The 18,962-nt window shown below is 65.9% G+C and carries 20 protein-coding genes and 1 tRNA gene; 8 read left to right on the forward strand and 13 right to left on the reverse strand.

The annotated features are described in order from the left end of the window. Positions 1-8 precede the first annotated feature (8 nt). Genes GM1_RS16390 through GM1_RS16400 form a run of 3 tightly spaced genes read right to left on the reverse strand, consistent with a single transcriptional unit; the run spans position 9 to position 3,310 of the window. Complete coding sequence (locus GM1_RS16390) at positions 9-635, reverse strand: hypothetical protein (RefSeq protein WP_008380665.1); 627 nt, start codon at positions 633-635, stop codon at positions 9-11. Between the two features lies 1 nt (position 636). Continuing rightward, entirely contained in the window at positions 637-2,250 is a 1,614-nt protein-coding gene (locus GM1_RS16395; protein ID WP_008380667.1) for a peptide chain release factor 3, read from the reverse strand. A gap of 40 nt (positions 2,251-2,290) precedes the next feature. Then, positions 2,291-3,310, reverse strand: coding sequence for a beta-ketoacyl-ACP synthase III (locus GM1_RS16400; protein ID WP_008380668.1), 1,020 nt, complete (start codon positions 3,308-3,310; stop codon positions 2,291-2,293). 155 nt (positions 3,311-3,465) lie between these two features. Here GM1_RS16400 and GM1_RS16405 point away from each other — a divergent pair, with 155 nt between their 5' ends. Then, complete coding sequence (locus GM1_RS16405; RefSeq protein ID WP_008380670.1) at positions 3,466-4,461, forward strand: daunorubicin resistance protein DrrA family ABC transporter ATP-binding protein; 996 nt, start codon at positions 3,466-3,468, stop codon at positions 4,459-4,461. Further along, on the forward strand, positions 4,458-5,219 hold the full coding sequence (locus GM1_RS16410) for an ABC transporter permease (protein ID WP_008380671.1): 762 nt from the start codon (positions 4,458-4,460) through the stop codon (positions 5,217-5,219). Before GM1_RS16405 ends, GM1_RS16410 begins: the two co-directional genes overlap by 4 nt. A 150-nt stretch (positions 5,220-5,369) precedes the next feature. On the opposite strand, the gene GM1_RS16415 is transcribed toward GM1_RS16410, so the two are convergent. From GM1_RS16415 to GM1_RS16435, 5 genes are all read right to left on the reverse strand, one after another. Beyond that, positions 5,370-6,488 (reverse strand): beta-ketoacyl-ACP synthase 3, encoded by a 1,119-nt coding sequence (locus GM1_RS16415; protein WP_008380672.1) that lies wholly within the window; start codon positions 6,486-6,488, stop codon positions 5,370-5,372. 51 nt (positions 6,489-6,539) lie between these two features. After that, positions 6,540-7,817, reverse strand: coding sequence for an MFS transporter (locus GM1_RS16420; protein WP_008380674.1), 1,278 nt, complete (start codon positions 7,815-7,817; stop codon positions 6,540-6,542). After that, the gene (locus GM1_RS16425) at positions 7,814-9,169 is read right to left on the reverse strand and encodes a GH1 family beta-glucosidase (protein ID WP_008380676.1); all 1,356 of its coding nucleotides are present in this window, start codon (positions 9,167-9,169) and stop codon (positions 7,814-7,816) included. Before GM1_RS16425 ends, GM1_RS16420 begins: the two co-directional genes overlap by 4 nt. 200 nt (positions 9,170-9,369) lie before the next feature. Next, on the reverse strand, positions 9,370-9,936 hold the full coding sequence (pth, locus tag GM1_RS16430; protein WP_008380677.1) for an aminoacyl-tRNA hydrolase: 567 nt from the start codon (positions 9,934-9,936) through the stop codon (positions 9,370-9,372). Between the two features lie 16 nt (positions 9,937-9,952). Beyond that, on the reverse strand, positions 9,953-10,555 hold the full coding sequence (locus GM1_RS16435; protein WP_008380679.1) for a 50S ribosomal protein L25/general stress protein Ctc: 603 nt from the start codon (positions 10,553-10,555) through the stop codon (positions 9,953-9,955). 159 nt (positions 10,556-10,714) lie between these two features. Between GM1_RS16435 and GM1_RS16440 the strand changes: the two genes are divergently transcribed. Continuing rightward, positions 10,715-11,146: a limonene-1,2-epoxide hydrolase family protein gene (locus GM1_RS16440; protein ID WP_008380680.1), complete on the forward strand. Its 432-nt coding sequence runs from the start codon at positions 10,715-10,717 to the stop codon at positions 11,144-11,146. An 80-nt stretch (positions 11,147-11,226) separates the two neighbouring features. Here GM1_RS16440 and arsC read toward each other — a convergent pair whose 3' ends face one another. Beyond that, complete coding sequence (gene arsC / locus GM1_RS16445) at positions 11,227-11,568, reverse strand: arsenate reductase (glutaredoxin) (protein ID WP_008380682.1); 342 nt, start codon at positions 11,566-11,568, stop codon at positions 11,227-11,229. Between the two features lie 43 nt (positions 11,569-11,611). Between arsC and GM1_RS16455 the strand changes: the two genes are divergently transcribed. Then, positions 11,612-12,178, forward strand: coding sequence for a hypothetical protein (locus GM1_RS16455; protein ID WP_157436117.1), 567 nt, complete (start codon positions 11,612-11,614; stop codon positions 12,176-12,178). Positions 12,179-12,253: 75 nt separating this feature from the next. On the opposite strand, the gene GM1_RS16460 is transcribed toward GM1_RS16455, so the two are convergent. From GM1_RS16460 to GM1_RS16470, 3 genes are read right to left on the reverse strand one after another with little or no spacing between them, the layout of a single operon-like run. Beyond that, the gene (locus GM1_RS16460; RefSeq protein ID WP_008380686.1) at positions 12,254-13,231 is read right to left on the reverse strand and encodes a ribose-phosphate diphosphokinase; all 978 of its coding nucleotides are present in this window, start codon (positions 13,229-13,231) and stop codon (positions 12,254-12,256) included. A 3-nt stretch (positions 13,232-13,234) separates the two neighbouring features. After that, positions 13,235-14,707, reverse strand: coding sequence for a bifunctional UDP-N-acetylglucosamine diphosphorylase/glucosamine-1-phosphate N-acetyltransferase GlmU (gene glmU / locus GM1_RS16465; RefSeq protein WP_008380688.1), 1,473 nt, complete (start codon positions 14,705-14,707; stop codon positions 13,235-13,237). Between the two features lie 44 nt (positions 14,708-14,751). After that, complete coding sequence (locus GM1_RS16470; protein WP_008380689.1) at positions 14,752-15,435, reverse strand: GntR family transcriptional regulator; 684 nt, start codon at positions 15,433-15,435, stop codon at positions 14,752-14,754. Positions 15,436-15,525: 90 nt separating this feature from the next. On the opposite strand from GM1_RS16470, the gene GM1_RS16475 reads away from it, so the two are divergent. The 4 genes from GM1_RS16475 (at position 15,526) to GM1_RS16485 (ending at position 16,584) form a co-directional block, all read left to right on the forward strand. Then, positions 15,526-15,597: transfer RNA gene (locus tag GM1_RS16475), tRNA-Gln, on the forward strand. A gap of 146 nt (positions 15,598-15,743) precedes the next feature. After that, positions 15,744-15,890 carry a hypothetical protein gene (locus GM1_RS22410; protein ID WP_157436119.1) on the forward strand — a complete coding sequence of 49 codons (147 nt, stop codon included), beginning with the start codon at positions 15,744-15,746 and terminating at the stop codon, positions 15,888-15,890. Further along, positions 15,887-16,162, forward strand: coding sequence for a hypothetical protein (locus GM1_RS16480; RefSeq protein ID WP_008380691.1), 276 nt, complete (start codon positions 15,887-15,889; stop codon positions 16,160-16,162). Before GM1_RS22410 ends, GM1_RS16480 begins: the two co-directional genes overlap by 4 nt. Continuing rightward, positions 16,159-16,584, forward strand: a complete 426-nt coding sequence (locus GM1_RS16485) for a hypothetical protein (protein ID WP_008380692.1) — start codon at positions 16,159-16,161, stop codon at positions 16,582-16,584. The genes GM1_RS16480 and GM1_RS16485 overlap by 4 nt, the downstream gene beginning before the upstream one ends. A 1,471-nt stretch (positions 16,585-18,055) precedes the next feature. Here the strand turns inward: GM1_RS16485 and GM1_RS16495 are convergent. Further along, positions 18,056-18,961, reverse strand: coding sequence for a hypothetical protein (locus GM1_RS16495; RefSeq protein WP_008380695.1), 906 nt, complete (start codon positions 18,959-18,961; stop codon positions 18,056-18,058). Position 18,962 lies beyond the last annotated feature (1 nt).

Raw genomic sequence — 18,962 nt, forward strand, 5'->3', positions numbered from 1 at the left:
CTTAGACGTCAGTAGACGTCGAACCGCCCGGACAGGACGGCCGTTGCGGGCGGGGGAGAGGCCGGCGGGTCGTCGAAGGAGACGTCGTCGGACGGGTCGAACGGGTTCGCCGTCTGAGCGAGAGCCTGCGGGCACGCGAACCGCCCGGCCGCGCGACGGGAGTTGCTCACCGTCAACGTCAATGCGCAGGTCGGCGACGTGTAGTAGACGCCGTCGATCGACACACCGACCGTCGCGTTGATCGGATGGTCGAGCCGCCCGAGCGGACGAGTGTCAGGGAGTTTGCCGCCCGCCAGGTCGACGGCGCGGAACTCCACCTGGGCGCCGTCGCCGCGTCCACCGGAGAAGTAGTACAGCAGCGAGTCCGGCGGAACGTCGATGTTCGCGTTGCCCCATTTGGCGAACTGGACGCATCGCTCACCACGGACGTCTCGGACCTTGATGCGAATGGCGCCGCGCGTGAACCGGAGGTCGTAGCCGAGTCTGTCGATCTTCCCGGTCGGCGTGGGCTCATCGCACTTCTCGGCGGCCAGCGCCTTCGCGGGCCGCGGAGCAGGCGGTTCGTCGACGGCCGCGTTCGTCGAGCAGCCGGTCAGCAGGAGTGCCGCAGCGACGACCGCAGCGAGACGTCGCACGTCAGTCGGCCGCGGCGACGAGCGGCTCGAGGTGGAGGTCCTTGTGCTCCTTCTCGATGTACTGCAGGCGCCACTTGTCGCTGAACAGCGCGAGGATCGCACCGTCGCTCCGCGTGAACACCTCGACGCCGCGCTGACGATTCAACTCGGCGACACTGGCCTCGTCGGTGCGGCGGGCGAGTGCGTATCCCAGCGGCTCGATGATGGTGTCGACGTTGAACTCGGCCTTCATGCGAGCCGTGACGACCTCGAACTGCATGGGTCCGACAGCGGCGAGCACCGGCGAGGCGTCGCCGCGGATGTCGTTGCGCAGCACCTGGACCACACCTTCGGCATCGAGCTGGTCGATGGCCTTGCGGAACTGCTTGTACTTGTCGGCGGTGGTGACGCGCAGCGACGAGAAATGCTCCGGCGCGAACGACGGGATCGGCGGGTACTGGACCTTCGGATCGAGATACAGCGTGTCGCCGGGGGCGAGGGTCATGGCGTTGACCAGACCGACGACGTCCCCGGGGTATGCGGTGTCGACGGTGGCGCGATCTCGGCCGAAGACGGCCTGCGCGTACTTGGTCGCGAACGGTTTGCCGGTCTGGGCGTGGTTGACGACCATGCCGCGCTCGAACTCGCCCGACACGATGCGCATGTATGCGAGCCGGTCGCGGTGCGACGAGTCCATGCCCGCCTGGACCTTGAACACAACCGCGCTGAACGGGTCGGTGACCTCACGTGCGACGCCGTCGATCGATTCGCGTCCGCGGGGCGGGGGAGCGAACTCGACAAGCGTCTCCAGCAACTGGCGGACGCCGAAGTTCAGCATCGCCGAGGTGAAGATCATCGGCGACGTCTGACCTGCCAGGAACATCTCCTGGTCGTGGTCCTGGCCGAGTTCGGACAGGAGTTCGCTCTCCTCGGCGGCAGCGGTCCACGCGTCGCCCTCGGCCTGGGCTGTCGCATCCGCGTCGAGCAGTTCCTCGGGCGCGATCTTGGCGCCGCCCGCGGTGCGCGTGAACTTCACATAGTCACCTGTGCGACGGTCGAGCAGTCCGCGGAAGTCGCCTGCGATGCCGACGGGCAGGAACATCGGGGTCGGGATCAGACCGATGCGTTCGCTGATCTCGTCGATCAATTCCAGCGGCGTCTGACCGGGACGGTCCCACTTGTTGATCACGGTGATCACTGGGATGCCGCGGTGGCGACACACCTGGAACAGCTTCAGCGTCTGCGGCTCGAGGCCCTTCGCGGCGTCGATCAGCATGACCGCTGCGTCGACGGCGGTCAGCACGCGGTAGGTGTCCTCGGAGAAGTCCGAGTGGCCCGGAGTGTCGACCAGGTTGATGACGTGCGGGAAGTCCTTGTCGTCGCCGGTCGCCTCGCACGCGTACTTGAACTGGAGCGCCGTCGAACTGACTGAGATGCCTCGGGCCTTCTCCATCTCCATCCAGTCGGAGACGGTGGAGCGTCGTCCGCCCTTGCCGTGGACGGCGCCCGCCTCGCTGATCATGCGGGCGTGCAGCGCCAGCGCCTCCGTCATCGTCGACTTGCCCGCGTCGGGATGGGAGATGATGGCGAACGTACGACGGCGCTTGACTTCGCGCCCGATGACCTCGGAACTCACCCGTCTACGCTATCGGTCCGCAGGCAGTGGCAGCAAAATGCTATTCGAAGGGAATCGGGGGCATCGTGACGACCTGGGCGGCGTAGCTGAGGCCTGCGCCGTAGCCGAGCAACAGCGCGGTGTCGCCAGGCTTGGCCTGCCCGGTCGACAGCATCTGCTCCATGGCCAACGGAATGGACGCCGCCGACGTGTTGCCGGTGTTCTCGATGTCGTTGGCGACGCGGGTGGTCTCCGGGAACTTCAGGCTGCGAGCGAGCAGATCGTTGATGCGCGTGTTCGCCTGATGGGGGACGAACACGTCGATCTCGCTGGCGTCGACCTTCGCCACGTCGAGCGCGCGTTGCGCGGCCTTGCCCATCTCGAACGCCGCCCACCGGAACACCGCGGTTCCCTCGAGACGCAGGTAGGGGCGTGCCGAGTGATCGTCCTGATCCATGTACGAGATCCAGTCGATGTCCTGGCGGATCGCGTTGAACTGCGTGCCGTCGCTGCCCCACACGACCGGTCCGAGACCCTGCTTCTCGCTCGGACCCACGACCACGGCACCTGCACCGTCGCCGAAGATGAAGCAGTTGGTGCGGTCGGTCATGTCCATCGTCACCGACAACTGTTCGGCGCCGACGACAAGAACGTTGGTCGCGCTGCCGCCGCGGACCATGTCGGAGGCCAGTGAGAGGGCGTACCCGAAGCCTGCGCAGCCGACCGTCACGTCGAAGGCCGGCACACCGTTGGCGCCGAGCTCGGTCGCGATCTTCACCGCGCCGGCAGGCGTCAGTAGGAGGTGCGTGTTCGTCGCGAGGATCACTGCGTCGATGTCCGCAGGCGACAGCAGGGCGTTCGCGATCGCGGTGCGTCCGGCGTTGACGCCCATCTCGACGACCGTCTCGTCGCGCCGAGCGAAGCGACGCGACTTGATTCCGGTGCGGGTGAAGATCCACTCGTCGGACGAGTCGATGTTCGCGCAGATCTCGTCGTTGGTGACGACGCGTTCGGGCCGGTAGGCGCCGATGCCGAGCATGGAGATGTTCTTGATGCCGACTGCTTCGTGAAGGTCCACCATGGGACGACTCCTTCGATCACGGGTGCTTCATCTGTGGGCACAGCTCTTTCCACAGTCTCATGTGACCCCGGTTACCCGAAAGTATCGAATGGAATTGTCGGTGCCGTCGGGTAGACACAGAGGACAACCTTCACCATGACAGCGAGAGGCGTCACATGATCCATGCCAGAGGTCTGGTCCAGACCTTCACGACAGGCAGAGGGAAACAGGCGAAGGAGGTGCGGGCCGTCGACGGCGTCGATCTCGACATCGCCGAGGGAGAAGTCGTCGGATTCCTCGGGCCGAACGGCGCAGGCAAGACGACGACCCTGCGAATGCTGACGACACTGCTGCGGCCCACCGCAGGCACCGCGACGGTGAACGGATACGACGTGCTCACGCAGTCGGTGGATGTCCGCCGCAGCATCGGGTACGTCTCGCAAGCCGGATCGACGTTCTCCCAGGCGCTCGCGGGCGACGAGGTGAGTGACCACGGACAGCTGTACGGCATGAGCAGGCGAGACGCCGTCGCCCGCGGCAAGCAGCTCTTCGAGGAGCTTCAACTCGACGGACTCTGGGATCGCATGCCCAAGAACATGTCCGGTGGACAGAAACGTCGCCTCGACATCGTGATGGGGCTGATCCACGACCCGACGCTCGTCTTCCTCGACGAACCGACCACCGGCCTCGATCCGCAGGCGCGAGCCAACCTGTGGGAGCACATCTCGAAACTCCGGACCGACCGGGGTGCGACGGTCTTCCTCACCACGCACTACCTCGACGAGGCAGACGCGCTGTCCGACCGGATCCTCATCATCGACAACGGGCGCATCGTCGCCGCCGACACTCCCGACAACCTGAAATCGCAGGTGTCGGGCGACCTCGTCCGACTCGAGTTCGACGACACCGCACACGTGCCGGGTGTCGCTCAACTGCTCGACGGTGTCGGCTCGGACGTGGTGGTGGACGGCGGCGCAGTCAGCGCTCGTGTCCGTGGCTCGGCGCGGATCGTGCCGGGACTGCTCCGCGACCTCGAATCGCGTGGCGCGACGCTCGACTCGATCGAGATCGTCAAACCCACCCTCGACGACGTGTTCCTCACCCTCACCGGGCGGTCGTTGCGCGACGAGACGTCCACACCCGACGCTGCAGACCAGGAGACCGCACAATGAGTTTCTTCACCGAGTCGTACATCGTCTTCCGTCGTCAGTTGCGGATGAACTTGCGCAACCCGGCGTGGGTCCTGATCGGCATCATGCAGCCGGTGATGTATCTGGTCTTGTTCGGACCGCTTCTGAAACCGTTGGTGGCTCAGTTCCCGGGCGCAGGCGACAACGCGTACACGTTCTTCGTCCCGGGCCTGCTGGTGCAGCTCGGGATCTTCGGTGCGATGTTCGCCGGTTTCAGCCTCATCGGCGAGTGGCGTGAAGGCGTCATCGAGGCCGAACGGGTGACTCCGGCCAGCCGTACGGCGCTGCTGTTCGGCCGAATTCTGCGTGACCTCCTGCAACTGCTGGTGCAGGCGTTGATCCTCGTGGGTCTCGGTTACGCGATGGGAATGCGTGGTCCGGTCGGCGGAGTGATCGTCGGACTGGTCATCACCCTCCTCGTCGGCGGAGCGTGCGCCGCCGCGTCGAACGCTCTCGCGCTGACCACCAAGAGCGAAGACGTGATGGCGCCCGTGATCAACATGGTGATGATGCCGATCCTGTTGCTCTCGGGCATCCTGCTCCCGATGACGATCGGCCCCGATTGGCTCAAGCGAGTCAGCGACTTCATCCCGTTCCGCTGGATCACCGATGCCGTGCGCAGTTCGTTCCTCGGCGATGTGCTGACGACGCAGGTTCTCTGGGGACTCCTTGCGTCCGTCGTCCTCAGCGCTCTCGCCGGCTGGTGGGGGACGTCAGTGTTCCGCAAGGAGAACGCCTGACCTCTGCCTTTCGACTCCCTGCGCTCACGGACGACGGCCTTTCGACTCGCTTCGCTCGCTCAAGGAGCAGGGAAATCGCCGCTCCTCCTGCATATTCAGCGGGACGCGACCTACTGCTCCTTGAGTGCCGCAGCGAGTCGAAAGGTCCGCTCAGCTGATGCGGAGGTGCTTTGCGAGGGGGCCGGGGACGGCGTCGTCGAGGCCGTCGAAGCTGGTCACCTTCGGTGCCGGGGGCATCGTGACGACGCCGCCCGCATAGGAGAGGCCTGCGCCGAATCCGAGGATCAGAGCGGTCTGGCCGCCCTGAGCCTTTCCGGTTGCGAGCATCTCCTCCATGGCGAGCGGGATCGACGCGGCCGACGTGTTGCCGGTGTTCTCGATGTCATTGGCCATCGGCAGATCGTCCGGGAACCCGAGGTTCTTCTTCATCAGCTCGTTGATGCGTGCGTTCGCCTGATGGGGGATGAAGACCTCGATGTCGTCGACACCCGCGCCCGACTCGGTGAGCATCGTGGTCAATGCCTTGGGGAGAGTGATCGCGGCCCAGCGGAACACGCGGGGACCCTCCATGCTGATCACCAGACGTCCAACGGGGTCGGTCTCGGGATCCTTGCCCTGGTACTCCACGGCACGAGCCATGTACTCGACGGTGTCGCGGTTCTGGCTGATCGCCTCCGCGTTGTCGCCGTCGCTTCCGGACACCATCGGGGAGATGCCGTTCACGTCACTCGGGCCGACGACCACCGCGCCCGCACCGTCACCGAAGATGAAGCCGGTGCCGCGGTCGGTCACGTCGAGGCCGACGGACATCGTCTCCGCGCCGATGACGACCACATAGTTCGCGCTGCCTGCGCGGATGGCGTCGGCGGCGACGCCGAGTGCGTATCCGAAGCCGCCGCATCCGGCGGAGACGTCGAACGCGGAGATGCCGTTGATGCCGATGTCGGAGGCGATGATCGGCGCGCCGTGGGGCACGTTGTAGGGCCAGCTGCTCGCCGCGAGGATCAGCATGTCGATCTTCTCGCGGTCGACTCCGGAGTTGATGATCGCGCGCTCGGCTGCGGCGGCCGACATCGACCGCATCGTCTCGTCGCCGCTGATCCACCGGCGGTTGTGGATGCCGCTGCGCTCGAAGATCCACTGGTCCGACGAGTCGAGCACGGTGCACAGTTCGTCGTTGGTCACGAGCCGCTTGGGTCGGTACGCGCCGATGCCGAGCATCGCCACATTCGGATGTCCCGAGGGTGTCACCAGGGTCGCCACGTGCATCGTCCTTCTGTAGAGCGCAGGGTTGTCGTCTGTCCGGTCGAACGCCGACCGTCAGGTGGAACTGATTCTAGTGACTGCCGGAACCTTGCGGGCACCCAGAGTCACCAGAGCGCCGACGATCGACAACACGAAGCCCATGAAGAACACCAACCAGAAGCCGCCGACGAGCGACACCAGGCCGGCACCGAGCACCGGTCCGACGAGTTGGCCGAGCGCTGCGGTGGTGTTGACGATGCCGAGATCGCGACCGTGGTCGTCTTCGTGGGGCAGTAGGTCGGTGGCGTACGCGAGACCGGCTGTCGAGAACGCGCCGTAGCCGACGCCCATGAATGCGGCGCCGATCATCGTCGCCGTGAACGTCGGGCTGATCACGATGATCAGACCCGACAGCGACTGGATGAGAGCCGACACGATCGTCAGGCCACGACGATCCCATCCGCGGTCGGCGAGCGAACCGGAGACGATCGACGCGATCACCACGAACACCGTGTACACCACGACGAGGAGGATCAGGTTTCCCTCGGCCGTGTCTTTGTCCTGGTCTAGCCCGTACAGGAGGAAGAACAGGAACAGTGACGTGCCGAGCGCGTTGCCGACGTTGGCGATGAAACGCCCGGCCAGCATCCACGAGAAGTCCTTGTCTCGCAACGAATCCCATCGGCCGCGATCGGGGTCGAGCGAGTTCTGCGCGGCGAGGTGGTCGACGGGCGGGTCGGGCAGCCGCAAGGTGGCCCACGTTCCGACGACAGTGATGAGGACGGCGAGGATCAGGTACCCGGCCCACGGGTCGAGACCGAGGCTGCCGATCACGCCCACGCCGACAACGATGCCCAGGGCCTGCGATGCGCCGACCGCGGCGGATGCGGAGCCGCGCTGGTCGTCGGGCAGTTGGTCGGCGATCAGGGCGGTGAACGACGCCGACGCCACGCCGACACCGATGCACACGCCGATCCATGCGCCGCCGATGACCCAGGTGGAGTGCGTGATGCCGACGAGCACGAGGAACACTGCCATCAGCCAGGTGCCGATCAGCGACCACACGCGTCGTCGTCCGCCGAGCCACTCAGGCAGACGAGAACTGTCGGTGCGGTCCGACCACGCTCCCGCGAGCGGACCTGCGATGACGCCTGCGAGGCCGCCCGCGCCGAGGATCAGGCCCGAGATGACCACGGTGTGGATCCACTCGTCGCCGCCCTGCGAGTTCTCCTGGTCGAGCTGAAGGGGCAGCAGCAGTTGCAGCGGCGTCAGCTGAACCATCCAGATGACGAGCCAGGCGACCGTGAACAGGGTCAGCCAACGGCGGCTGCCCGCCTTCATTGCAGTGCTCACTTGCGATTCTCCGCGATCACTCGGCGATACCAGTCGTACGACGCCTTGGGCGTGCGCTTCGCGGTCTCGAAATCGACGTGGGTGAGACCGAAACGCTGGGTGTAGCCGTCGGCCCATTCGAAATTGTCCAGCAGCGACCAGACGGTGTACTCCTCGATGTTCACCCCGGCGCTCATCGCTTCGCCCACGGCACGGATATGACCGTCGATGTACGCGATGCGGTCGACATCGTCGATTCCCCCGTCCGCTGTGTCCGGTTCAGGGAATGACGCCCCGTTCTCACTGATCACGATGGGCGGCAAGTTCGGGTAGCGGCCGGCGAGGTCGATCAGCAGGTCGCGCAGCGAGTCGGGTTTGATTCCCCAATCGGCGCCGAAACCGGTGGTCGGGACGCCGGGTGTCGGCACGATCTCGAATGGGATGGGGATGTCCGGCGCGGTCGCGACAACGGTGGTCGGGTTGTAGTAGTTGACGGCGTAGAAGTCGGGTCGGGTGGCGATGATCTCCATGTCGCCGTCGCGGATCGGCAGGTCCACGTCGCCGTATGCCGACATGTCCGGGTACTCGCCGGTCAACACGGGATCGGCGAAGAGTCGGTTGTGCAGTGCGTCGTATGCGACCGCGGCCGCCCGGTCGGCATCGGAGTCGGTGAGCGGATAGACGTGTGTGTGATTGTTCGCGACGCCCACGGCGGTGGCGCCGTGTTCGCGGAACACACGCGTCGCGTGACCGTGTGCCAGCAACTGGTGATGGGCGGTGGGGATGGCGTCGAACAGGAGGAATTCGCCGGGCGCGAGTTCTCCGACCGCGTATCCCTGCAGTGTTGTCATTGCGGGCTCGTTGACGGTGTACCAGTTCGTCACGCGGTCGCCGAGGCGTTCGGCGACGATGCCTGCGTAGTCGGTGAACCGTTCGACCACGTCGCGACCTGTCCAGCCTCCCGCGTCGTGCAGGGGAACGGGCAGGTCCCAGTGGTACAGGGTGGGGAACGGAGTGACGCCCGCTTCGAGCAGGTCGTCGACCAGCCGTGAGTAGTAGTCGAGGCCTGCGCTGTTGGCCGCCCCGGTTCCGTCCGGCTGGATGCGCGTCCACGAGATGGAGAAGCGGTAGCGATCGAGTCCGAGCCCCTTGGCCAGCGCGACGTCCTCGGTCCAGCGGTGGTAACTGTCGGCGCCTGGCTCGGCGGTGGAGCCGTCCTTCACCTTGCCGGGGGTGTCGACCCAGGTGTCCCAGACGGAGCGTCCGCGGTCGCCTTCGGTGCGGGCGCCTTCGATCTGGAAGGCTGCGGTGGCGGACGACCAACGGATGCGTCCGGGCAGCGTGGGCAGGTCGGGTGGGGTGGCGCTCGACATGGGCGGCTGTCTCCTGAGTCCTCAGTCACTAGTGGATCATTCGATCCAGTTCGTGAATGCTAGCCCAGATGGGTCCCTCGTGACGAGCGTCACGAGATTCATGCCGGTGAGGCGCGTACGACTATCACCGTGAAACGACTTCGGCACCCGAACCGCGGCCGGCCGCCGGGTTCGGGTGCCGACGTGTAATCAGTGGGCGGTCACCATGCGTGGACGGTGTTCTGTGCCCCTTCGAGTCCGTTCTGGACGAGCAGTTCGGCTGCGTCCACGCCGTTCGCGATGAGGAGTTCCACGTCGCTCTTCGCGGCCGACGGAAACGGCTTGAGCACAAAATCCGCGGGGTCCTGGCGGCCGGGTGGACGGCCGATGCCGAGACGGACGCGGAGGTAGTCACGCGTGCCGACGGCTGAGGTGATGGACCGGAGTCCGTTGTGGCCGCCTTCTCCGCCGCCCTGTTTGAGTCGGACCTGACCGAAGTCGATGTCCAACTCGTCGTGCAAGACGATGAGGTCGGCGGGGGCCACCGAATAATAGGCGGCGAGCGGGCCGATCTGGCGGCCCGTCACGTTCATGTACGCCCGTGCTTTCGCGACGAGGACGGGCTCTCCGCCGATGCGGACGGTCGCCGTCTCGGCGCCGGAGCGCTTGTGAACGGAGAACTTCTCTCCATACGAGAAGACCAGGCTGTCGGCGACCATTGCGCCGATGTTGTGCCTGGTCTTCTCGTAGGAGGGACCGGGGTTACCCAGTCCGACAATCAGTTTCACTGATGAAGCGGCAGAATTACTCTGCGGCCGCTTCTGCGTCGTCGCCCTCGGCTTCTGCGTCGTCCGAGCTGGAGCCCTTGGGCTCGTTGACGGCGACGATCAGGGTGCCCGGGTCCGAGACCAGGGTGCTGCCCTCGGGCAGAACGAGATCGGCTGCGGTGATGGACGAACCCGCACCGAGGCCCTCGACCGAGACGACGATCTGCTCGGGGATGTGCAGAGCCTCTGCCTCGATCTCGACGACGCTGGCGTCCTGGACGACCAGGGTGCCGGAGACGGCGTCGCCTTCGACGGCGATGGCGACCTCGACGGTGACCTTCTCGCCGCGCTTCACGACGACCAGGTCGACGTGCTGGATGTAGTTGCGCAGTGCGTGGACGTCGACCTGCTTGGTGAGTGCGAGCTGGCTCGCGCCCTCGATGTCGAGGTCGATGATGGCGTTGAGGCCGTTGTTACGCAGGATGGCGGCGAGGTCGCGTGCCGGCAGAAGGAGGTGCTGCGGGGTGGTGCCGTGGCCGTAGAGCACGGCGGGGACCTGGCCCTCGCGGCGAGCGCGGCGGGCGTCGCCCTTGCCCTTGCCGGTGCGGATGGAAGCAGACAGCTTCGAGGTGTTGGACATGGTGTCCTCCAATCGGTTTCGAGAATCGGTAGCGCCGCGACTAGCGGCCTCGACACGCGATCTCATCCGCACAAGGCAGTGGAGGTCTGCGCAATCGCGCCGATAACGGTGATCAGATCACCCTCGCCGTGACAACGGGAGACACAATACCATGGGGGAATGACCTCACAGAATCCTGCTGACCTGGTCCGACACTTCCTCACGGCGCTCGCCCGCGGCGACGTCGACGCCGCGCTCGCCGACGTCAACGACGACATCGTCTACACGAACGTCTCGCTGCCCACCGTCCGCGGGATGCGGCGGTTCGCGCCGGTCATGCGGAAGCTGAACTCACCTGGAATCGGATTCGACGTCGAATTCCTGTCCGTCGCGGCCGACGGCGTCGTTGTCCTCACCGAGCGGTTGGACGAACTGCGAGCGGGACCGTTGAAGATCCGGTTCTGGGTGTGCGGCCGTTTCGAGGTCCGCGACGGTCAGATCGTCGTCTGGCGCGACTACTTCGACTTCTTCGACTGCACCAAGGGCTTCGCCCGCGCTGTCGTCGGCGTCGTCGTTCCGGGCCTCAACCGCTCCTTCCATGGCGTCGGCTGACTGAAATCGTCCCCCAGTGCACTGTCCGAGGCGATTCGCCCTCGGACCACTCTCACGGGGACGATTTCAGTCACTGGGCATCAGAGGATGTCGTCGACGTCCTGGATCGGGCGGGCGAGGCGGGTGCCCTTGTCGGTGACGACGAAGGGGCGCTCCACCAGGACCGGGTTGGCGACCATCGCGTCGAGAATCTGATCATCGGACGCGTTGGCGAGGTCGAGTTCGGTGTAGAGCGACTCCCGCTTGCGGACGGCCTGGCTCGCGGTGAGTCCGGCGTCGCTGAAGAGCTTTTGCAGCTGCTCTCGGGTCCAGCCCTCGGTGAGGTACTTGACGACGGTCACCTCGATGCCGGCTTCGGTGAGCTTGTCCAGCGTCTTCCGCGACGTCGAACAGCGGGGATTGTGATAGATCGTTGCGTCCACCAGACCAGCCTAGCGCCGCGAGGTTTCGCGCTACGGTCGGATCATGAGGGGACTGTGGAGAATCGCACTTGTCATCGGGCTGGTGGCGACCACGCTGGGAGCATCATGGGCCACGGCGGGGAAGGCGTGCGCCTGCAGTTGTGCGCCGATGACCGCAGAGGAGACAGTCGCGAGGGCGGACGCGATCGTCACCGGGCGGGCCGTGTCGGCGTCGGAATCGGCCGACGGCATGGACCGCACGTACGTCTTCCAGGTCGACTACTCGTACAAGACCGTCGTACCCGCGTACATCGAAGTCTCGACCGCGTCGAAAGGGCCGGCATGCGGGGTGGAACTCACGATCGGTGCGACCGACACCGTCGTCCTCGGCGGGCACCGTGGGGCGTGGAGTGCCGTCTCTTGCAGCAATTACGGGCTGCCCACCGTCATCCCGCCATCGGCGGGACCGCGATTGGAGCCGACCCACGCCGATGTGCCCGATGCAGCTCATTCGGATGCGAGCGTCGGCACTGCGCTGGTCCGGCCCGGGTGGATGGTGGCGCTGTGGGCGTTCGGTGCCCTCGTGCTGCTGGTGGGTGGAGTCGTGGTGGCGACGCGTCTACGCAAATAGCTCCCCGTCAGGCGGATCGATCGGACGGGGAGTCCGGAATGCGAGCCTGACGAGGAGCCATTGACGAACGGGACGTTACGCGACGCCGTTGAACAGGCTGGTGACCGAGCCGTTCTCGAAGACCTCGCGGATGGTCTGGGCGAGCAGCGGCGCGATCGACAGCACGGTGAGGTTCTCGAACTGCTTGTCCTCGGGGATCGGCAGGGTGTCGGTGGCGATCACTTCGCGTGCGCCGCAGTTGGCGAGGCGCTCGGCGGCGGGGTGCGAGAACACGCCGTGCGTCGTGGCGATGATGACGTCGCCCGCACCGGCCTCCTTGAGGACGTTGACGGCGCCTGCGATGGTGCCGCCGGTGTCGATCATGTCGTCGATCAGAACGCAGGTCTTGCCCGACACGTCGCCGACCACGCGGTTCGACTTGATCTGGTTCGGCACATCGGGGTCACGCGTCTTGTGCACGAACGCCATCGGCGCGCCGTCGAGAGAGTCGGCCCACTTCTCGCCGACCTTCACGCGGCCGGCGTCAGGCGACACGACGCAGATGTTCTCGGTGCCGTACTTGTTGCGCACGTACTCGGCGAGCTGGCCCTGAGCGTGCATGTGATCGACCGGGCCGTCGAAGAAGCCCTGGATCTGGTCGGTGTGCAGATCGACCGTGATGATCCGGTCGGCGCCCGCAGTCTTGAACAGGTCGGCGATGAGGCGGGCCGAGATCGGCTCGCGCCCGCGGTGCTTCTTGTCCTGGCGGGCGTACGGGTAGAACGGCAGGATGGCGGTGATGCGCTTGGCCGACCCGCGCTTGAGCGCGTCGATCATGATGAGCGTCTCCATGATCCACTGGTTCATGGGGTACGGGAAGCTCTGCAGGACGAATGCGTCGCTGCCGCGGACCGAGTCCTCGAAGCGGACGAAGATCTCGCCGTTGGCGAAGTCGCGAGCAGTCTGGGGCGTGACCGGGACGCCGAGCGCGTCGGAGACCGCCTGCGCCAGCTCGGGGTGCGCCCGACCGGCGAACAGCATCAGATTCTTCTGGTTGTCGGTGGTCCAAGTCATCAGCTAGCTCTTATTCTCCTGATCGAGGTCGTTCTTGGCGCGGACGGCTGCGTCTGCAGCCGCCGTTCCGGGGCGCTTGGTCGGCACCCAGTCTTCAATGATGCGCTGTGATCCAGCTGACACCGCGAGTGCACCCGCAGGCACATCCCCTCGGAGCACGGTACCCGCACCTGTGTACACACCGTCACCGATCGTGAGCGGTGCCACGAACATGTTGTCCGAGCCGGTCCGGCAATGGGACCCGACGATCGTCTTGTGCTTGTTCACGCCGTCGTAGTTGACGAAGACGCTCGACGCGCCGATGTTCGTGAACTCGCCGATCTCCGCGTCGCCGACGTACGTGAGATGAGGGATCTTGGTGCCGGTGCCGATCTGCGCGTTCTTGGTCTCGACGAACGCGCCGATCTTGCCGGAGTCGCCGAGGTCGGTGCCCGGCCGCAGGTAGGCGAACGGGCCGATGTCGGCGCCCGCGCCGATGATCGCGCCCGACCCGTGCGTGCGGATCACAGAGGCGCCCTGCCCGACGACGACGTCGGTCAGAGTGGTGTCCGGGCCGACGACGGCGTCGTCTGCGATCACGCATCGGCCGCGGAGCTGGGTGCCCGGCTCGATGTGCACATCTTGGCCGAGCACCACGTCGACGTCGATCCACGTCGTCGCCGGGTCGACGACGGTGACGCCTGCGAGCATGTGGCGACGGACGGTGCGTCGATTGAGTTCGGCGCCGAGGTCGGCCAGCTGGGCGCGGTCGTTGCAGCCGGCGACGACGGACGGATCGTCGACGACGTGGGCGCGGACCACCCGGCCTGCGTCACGGGCGATCTCGACGACGTCGGTCAGGTAGAACTCGCCCTGCGCGTTGTCGGTCGACAGGCCGGCGAGAGCGGCGCGGAGGACGTCGGCGTCGAATGCGTAGATGCCCGCGTTGACCTCGGTGATCGCCAGTTCGGCGTGGGATGCGTCCTTGTGCTCGACGATCGCCGTCACTGCGCCGTTGGGGTCGCGCACGATCCGCCCGTATCCGGTGGGGTCGGCGACGACGAAGCTCGTCAGGGTGACGGCGGCTCCGTCTCCTGCGGTGTGTGCGTCGACGAGTGCGCCGAGGGTCGCCGCGTCGAGCAGGGGGGCGTCGGCGACGGTGACAAGGACGGTGCCGTGGAATTCGGGCAGCGCGTTGAGGCCGACACGGGCCGCGTCGCCGGTACCGCGCGGCAGATCCTGCTCGGCGATCACGATGTCGCGTCCCAGCTCGCCCGCGACGGAGTCGATCTCAGCGATCACACGCGCGCGTTCATGACTGACGACGCCGACCAGGGCATCCGGTGAGATCCCGTTCGCGCCGTGCATGGCGTGTCCGACGAGGGACCGTCCGCCGATGCGGTGCAGAATCTTGGGGGTCTTCGACTTCATCCGGGTGCCGGCTCCGGCGGCCAGGACGACGACCGCGATTCCCGTTGTCGCGGGCAGACTGCTCATCGGTGATCCTTCGCTTCAGACGTTGTCCACTGCGGTGACGAATCCTACGCACTCGGGGAGGCAGTCCAGAATCCGACGGATTCCAGATGCTTCACCAGCCGGTCGCGAGCGTTCCCGAACTGGGTTCGGATCTCATCGGCGATGCCGTCCTTGTCGCGGGCTTCCAGCAGCTTGATGAGGCGACGGTGGCTGGCGACGGCGCTCTCGCCCCAGGCACGGTCGTGCACGTACACGTCGTACGGGCTGTAGCGGCTCGCTGCAGTGAGGAACCAGGCGACCTTCTTGCTGTCGGCCATGATGTTGATGGTCCGGTGGAAGGTGAACTCGCCTGCGATCACATCGTCGGACGCGCCGTCTTTGACCGCTGCCTCGATGTCGTCGACTATCGCCGTCAATTCGGGAAGGCGATCGGGGATGTCGTCGGATTCGGCCGCCTGGGTGGCCAATCGCGCCGACAACTCGGCCTGAATCCAGAAGATGTCAGTGACGTCTCGCCTGGTCAGTGTTTCGACGATGAAGCCTCGATGTCGGGAGGACCGGACCAGGCCTTCACCGCGAAGGGTCACCAGCGCCTCCCGGACCGGGGTGACGCTGCATCCGTACGCGATCGCGGTCTCGTCGAGCCGGACGAAATCTCCGGCACGCAGCTTGCCGGTCATGATCTGGATCCGCAGGTCGTCGGCGACGACTTCGGTGAGTTGGCGTCGCGGCATGCTGGGACGGGGCATCGCTCCATTCTCACAGCAACTATCGAGCGAAGTCGAGAGGTCGACGAACGTGGGTCCGTCGGTCCTGTGGCAGAATCTTCACCGCAGCATTCCGCCGTGGTGTAATCGGCAACACTCCTGATTTTGGTTCAGGCATTTCAGGTTCGAGTCCTGGCGGCGGAGCAAGGCAAACACCCAGATAGATGGGTGTTCCGCTCGTCCCTCGCGGGACGCCGTGCACCAACTGTGCACTTGGCCTCTGAATGAGTCAGCCCCGGACGGTGTTCGCGCACCAGTCCAGGGCCTCGACACACCGGAGGCATGACCCGATGCATCGTCCCACAACCCTATCCGCGACCACCGACACGAGCGCACCCCGCTCGATGCGGTGGTCGTTGTGCGTTCGTGACGACGTCGCCGAGCTTCGGCCCGCGTCGATCGACGAACTCCTCGACTTCGCCGAGGTGATCGCGTGAACGCCGCTGACGCCCTCGAAGGCATCCTCAACGATCCGCGCGCTGTGGCAACCCGAACGGACGGGTTCTACGACTGCTCCGACACCGACAGCCCATGCGGCCTGTCAGACACGTTCTGCGGGCACGTCTGGAACAGCATCCACCAGACCGACGACGCCGTCGTTCACGTCCTGCACGGTGCGATCACGATGCCCGAGCCGAGCGCCCTATCGGGACCGGCGGCACTGAACCTGGCACGCACCCTCATCGCAGCGGCAGAGGTGATCGCATGAGCAACGACGAACTGATCGACGTCGCCGGTCGCTGCGCTGACTTCTGCGAGGGCGCGATCTGCGGCGACCACGGCGCCACCGACACGCCGCTCGCCGAGCATGGCGAGTTCTGCACCGGCACCTCACGCGCCGGTGTCGGCCGCGGCCCCAACTACGAACGCGTCGAAGTGTGGCTGTCCGCGGCCATGCCGTACCGAGTCGGCCCGACAACCCGGTCCGCGATGATCCGCGACCGCGAGACGCGCGGCAACGCCGAAGGTTTCGTCGGCGTCTACGTCGAGCACGGCAACGCGTCCTCGGGGATCCCTGACGTGCTTCTGACCGCCGGTGAGGCGCGCCAGCTTGCCGCGGCCCTGCTGTGGATCGCTGACGGTCTCGACAGCCTCGACCGGCCGCACCCGTCGATCCGACGACAGAAGTAGACCCGCTCCCGCCTCGACGGTCCCTCGACAGGGCTCGCATTCCAGATGCGGCCCCTCGCTGGCCGGGTTCGACTCCCGGCGAGGCACGAACCGCGGCGCTCATTACCCGCGGTAGATCGACGTCGTTCTTGCAGAGCTAGACGAAAACCAGCCTGCTCCCAGTAGCCTCGTCGACGCCTGGGACGTCGCCACCGGAGGATCGCGACCATGCCGGTGCCATGACTCGACGCGCGCTGTCTCAGCGGGCGCTACTCGTCGTGGCCGGACGCGATAGGGGCGTGGTTCGTGGGTCGATCGACCGGGATGGGGCCAACGCTCCGGCACACCTGTAGGTGTTCCATTGGCAGTGACCACAACCCGACATGACCACGTAGCCGGGTCGCCTAGCTGTCAGTCCTCGAGTCCCGAGCATCGCCAACGTCTGATCGATCCGAGCCAGCACGACTTCCGCACCTAGAGATGCGAGAGTGAAGATCACCGTGACTTTGTGGACATCGCTTCTGGATGACAGACCAGTGCTGACCACCCTATTGCTCCCCTCGGAGGGTCGCCGCGCACCCTCAGGCATTGGCGGTGTCTCTCTCCGCTGTTTTTCCACAACCGCCGACCGGTGCTCGACCGGCAGCACTCGAACCGATGCCCGTACCCAGGCATATGCCCCTCCGCGCCGGGGTGCCGTGGTCCCGTTGGTCATACGTGTTCTGTTCGGCTACGGGTCTGGGGATCTGGCGGCCGCTCGCGAGGGCAAGGTCCGTGGCGCTGCCACCCGCGATCATCGTGTTGATAACACGATGATCCACGTCGGCGCGGCGTAGCCTGAGCGGTGCAGGGCAGTCCCGTTCCAGCCGCGAAATAATCGGCCGTCAGAACGAGCGGGGGCCCTGCATCTATCTGGAAGAGGTGATCACCGATGAGGTATGACTGTGATCACAGTTTCCGGTTCGCAGGTAGCCGATGACCTGGACGCGAAACTTGGGGATGTCCTCTCCGCGAAGCGGGTTCCTGATGGGTATGGCGACAGGTCTCACTGGGAGACTTCCGCCGGCACTCGGCTGTACGTCCATCAAGGGGGCCGCGGTGCAAGTCTGACCATGGCGTCAGGGCTCGACGATGGGCACCACAACAGTGATGCAGTCGCCGTGTTCGATGCGGTCATCCGCTGCGTGCCCGGGCACGCGGAACTACTTGATGAGGACGACAACGTCATCCGATCGAGAGAGTGGTGACCAATGGACCCCTGACCTCCCCCTCGGTCAACGGGGGGGGAGGGGGGTAGTCGGGGAGGGTGAACGCCTATGACCCGAGGGGCGTCGGAACTGCTCGAGGGGTCCGCCCCCCCCTGGGGAACTTCTAAACAAGGAGAACTCCACTTCCGCGCCTGACCTGGTAGGTAGACCGACATCGACCAGCGAGGCCCCGAGCTAGCCCGCGGTCTTCGCGGTGCTCGGGGCCTCGTGTTGTTGTGCTCGGGTCAGGCGAGTCTGCGGGTCGTTCCTGGTTGTGGGAGCGGTTCGTGGTGGGTGATGTTGCGGATGGTGGCGGTCAGGTTGGCGAAGTGTGCGCGGTCGCGGCCGACGTTCCCGCTGTGCCAGTTGTGGCGGCAGAGCTGGTCTGCCGCGTTGTCGATGGTGCGGAGTTCGTCGGCGCTCGGTAGCCATGGTTGGTGGTCGGCGACGGCCAGGATCGTTTCGGCTCGTGTGCGGTCGATGGGCACGGTGAGTCCGCGGAACCATCTGAGTATCGCCGGGTCGGGGTACTCCTCGAGGATGCTGGTGACGCTGCGTCGTCGGAGCCAGTGGGGGTCGACGTCGAGGAAGTCTCGGCAGTGCACGGAGTCGATCGCTGTTCCTGTGAGTCCTTCGTCGCGGAGCCGGATCTGTCGCTTGTACTCGGCGCGGAGCCGGTCGTAGTCGTCGAGGATCTGTTCGGCGGTCTGGTATTCGTCGGCGGTCCCTGCTGCCATCGCGGTGCGGGCGTCGGTGGTGTGCCGTTCGATCAGGTCGCGGTGTTTGTCGACGCGGGCCATGATGCTGTCGAGTTCGTCTTGGCACATGTCGAGTGCGGTGTCGACGAAGCTCTTCTCGAGGCTCACCGGGAGCACGGTGTGTTGCAGGGTGCTGGCGACGACGTTTGAGCCGAACAGGTCGACCGCGATCTGGCGGGCCTTGGCGTCTACGTAGTCGTTGACGAGGTCGTCGGGGTCAGCTCCGTTGCGGAGGCGGTCTCGGAACTGTTCGTCGACGTCGACCCGTTCCGCCCGCGCAGTCGAGGAGTACGCCATGAGTCGGGCCTTTAGTCCGCGGGCGTTCTGCAGGTCGGTGTTGGCTGCTTCGATCCGTTCTCGGATCGGCAGCGTCTTGGTGGCGGTCTTGCGCATG

This window comes from Gordonia malaquae NBRC 108250 (genome assembly GCF_000344135.1).
GTDB classification, from domain to species: Bacteria; Actinomycetota; Actinomycetes; order Mycobacteriales; family Mycobacteriaceae; genus Gordonia; species Gordonia malaquae.

Bases quoted from the DNA above. Each gene is read 5' to 3' on its own strand.
- GM1_RS16435 (WP_008380679.1), bottom strand. From the start codon at position 10,555: ATGTCCAACACCTCGAAGCTGTCTGCTTCCATCCGCACCGGCAAGGGC.
- GM1_RS16440 (WP_008380680.1), top strand. From the start codon at position 10,715: ATGACCTCACAGAATCCTGCTGACCTGGTCCGACACTTCCTCACGGCG.
- GM1_RS16485 (WP_008380692.1), top strand. From the start codon at position 16,159: ATGAGCAACGACGAACTGATCGACGTCGCCGGTCGCTGCGCTGACTTC.
- glmU (WP_008380688.1), bottom strand. From the start codon at position 14,707: ATGAGCAGTCTGCCCGCGACAACGGGAATCGCGGTCGTCGTCCTGGCC.
- GM1_RS16410 (WP_008380671.1), top strand. From the start codon at position 4,458: ATGAGTTTCTTCACCGAGTCGTACATCGTCTTCCGTCGTCAGTTGCGG.
- GM1_RS16470 (WP_008380689.1), bottom strand. From the start codon at position 15,435: ATGCCCCGTCCCAGCATGCCGCGACGCCAACTCACCGAAGTCGTCGCC.
- GM1_RS22410 (WP_157436119.1), top strand. From the start codon at position 15,744: ATGCATCGTCCCACAACCCTATCCGCGACCACCGACACGAGCGCACCC.
- GM1_RS16460 (WP_008380686.1), bottom strand. From the start codon at position 13,231: ATGACTTGGACCACCGACAACCAGAAGAATCTGATGCTGTTCGCCGGT.
- GM1_RS16425 (WP_008380676.1), bottom strand. From the start codon at position 9,169: ATGTCGAGCGCCACCCCACCCGACCTGCCCACGCTGCCCGGACGCATC.
- GM1_RS16405 (WP_008380670.1), top strand. From the start codon at position 3,466: ATGATCCATGCCAGAGGTCTGGTCCAGACCTTCACGACAGGCAGAGGG.
- GM1_RS16455 (WP_157436117.1), top strand. From the start codon at position 11,612: ATGAGGGGACTGTGGAGAATCGCACTTGTCATCGGGCTGGTGGCGACC.
- GM1_RS16400 (WP_008380668.1), bottom strand. From the start codon at position 3,310: ATGGTGGACCTTCACGAAGCAGTCGGCATCAAGAACATCTCCATGCTC.
- GM1_RS16495 (WP_008380695.1), bottom strand. From the start codon at position 18,961: ATGCGCAAGACCGCCACCAAGACGCTGCCGATCCGAGAACGGATCGAA.
- GM1_RS16415 (WP_008380672.1), bottom strand. From the start codon at position 6,488: ATGCACGTGGCGACCCTGGTGACACCCTCGGGACATCCGAATGTGGCG.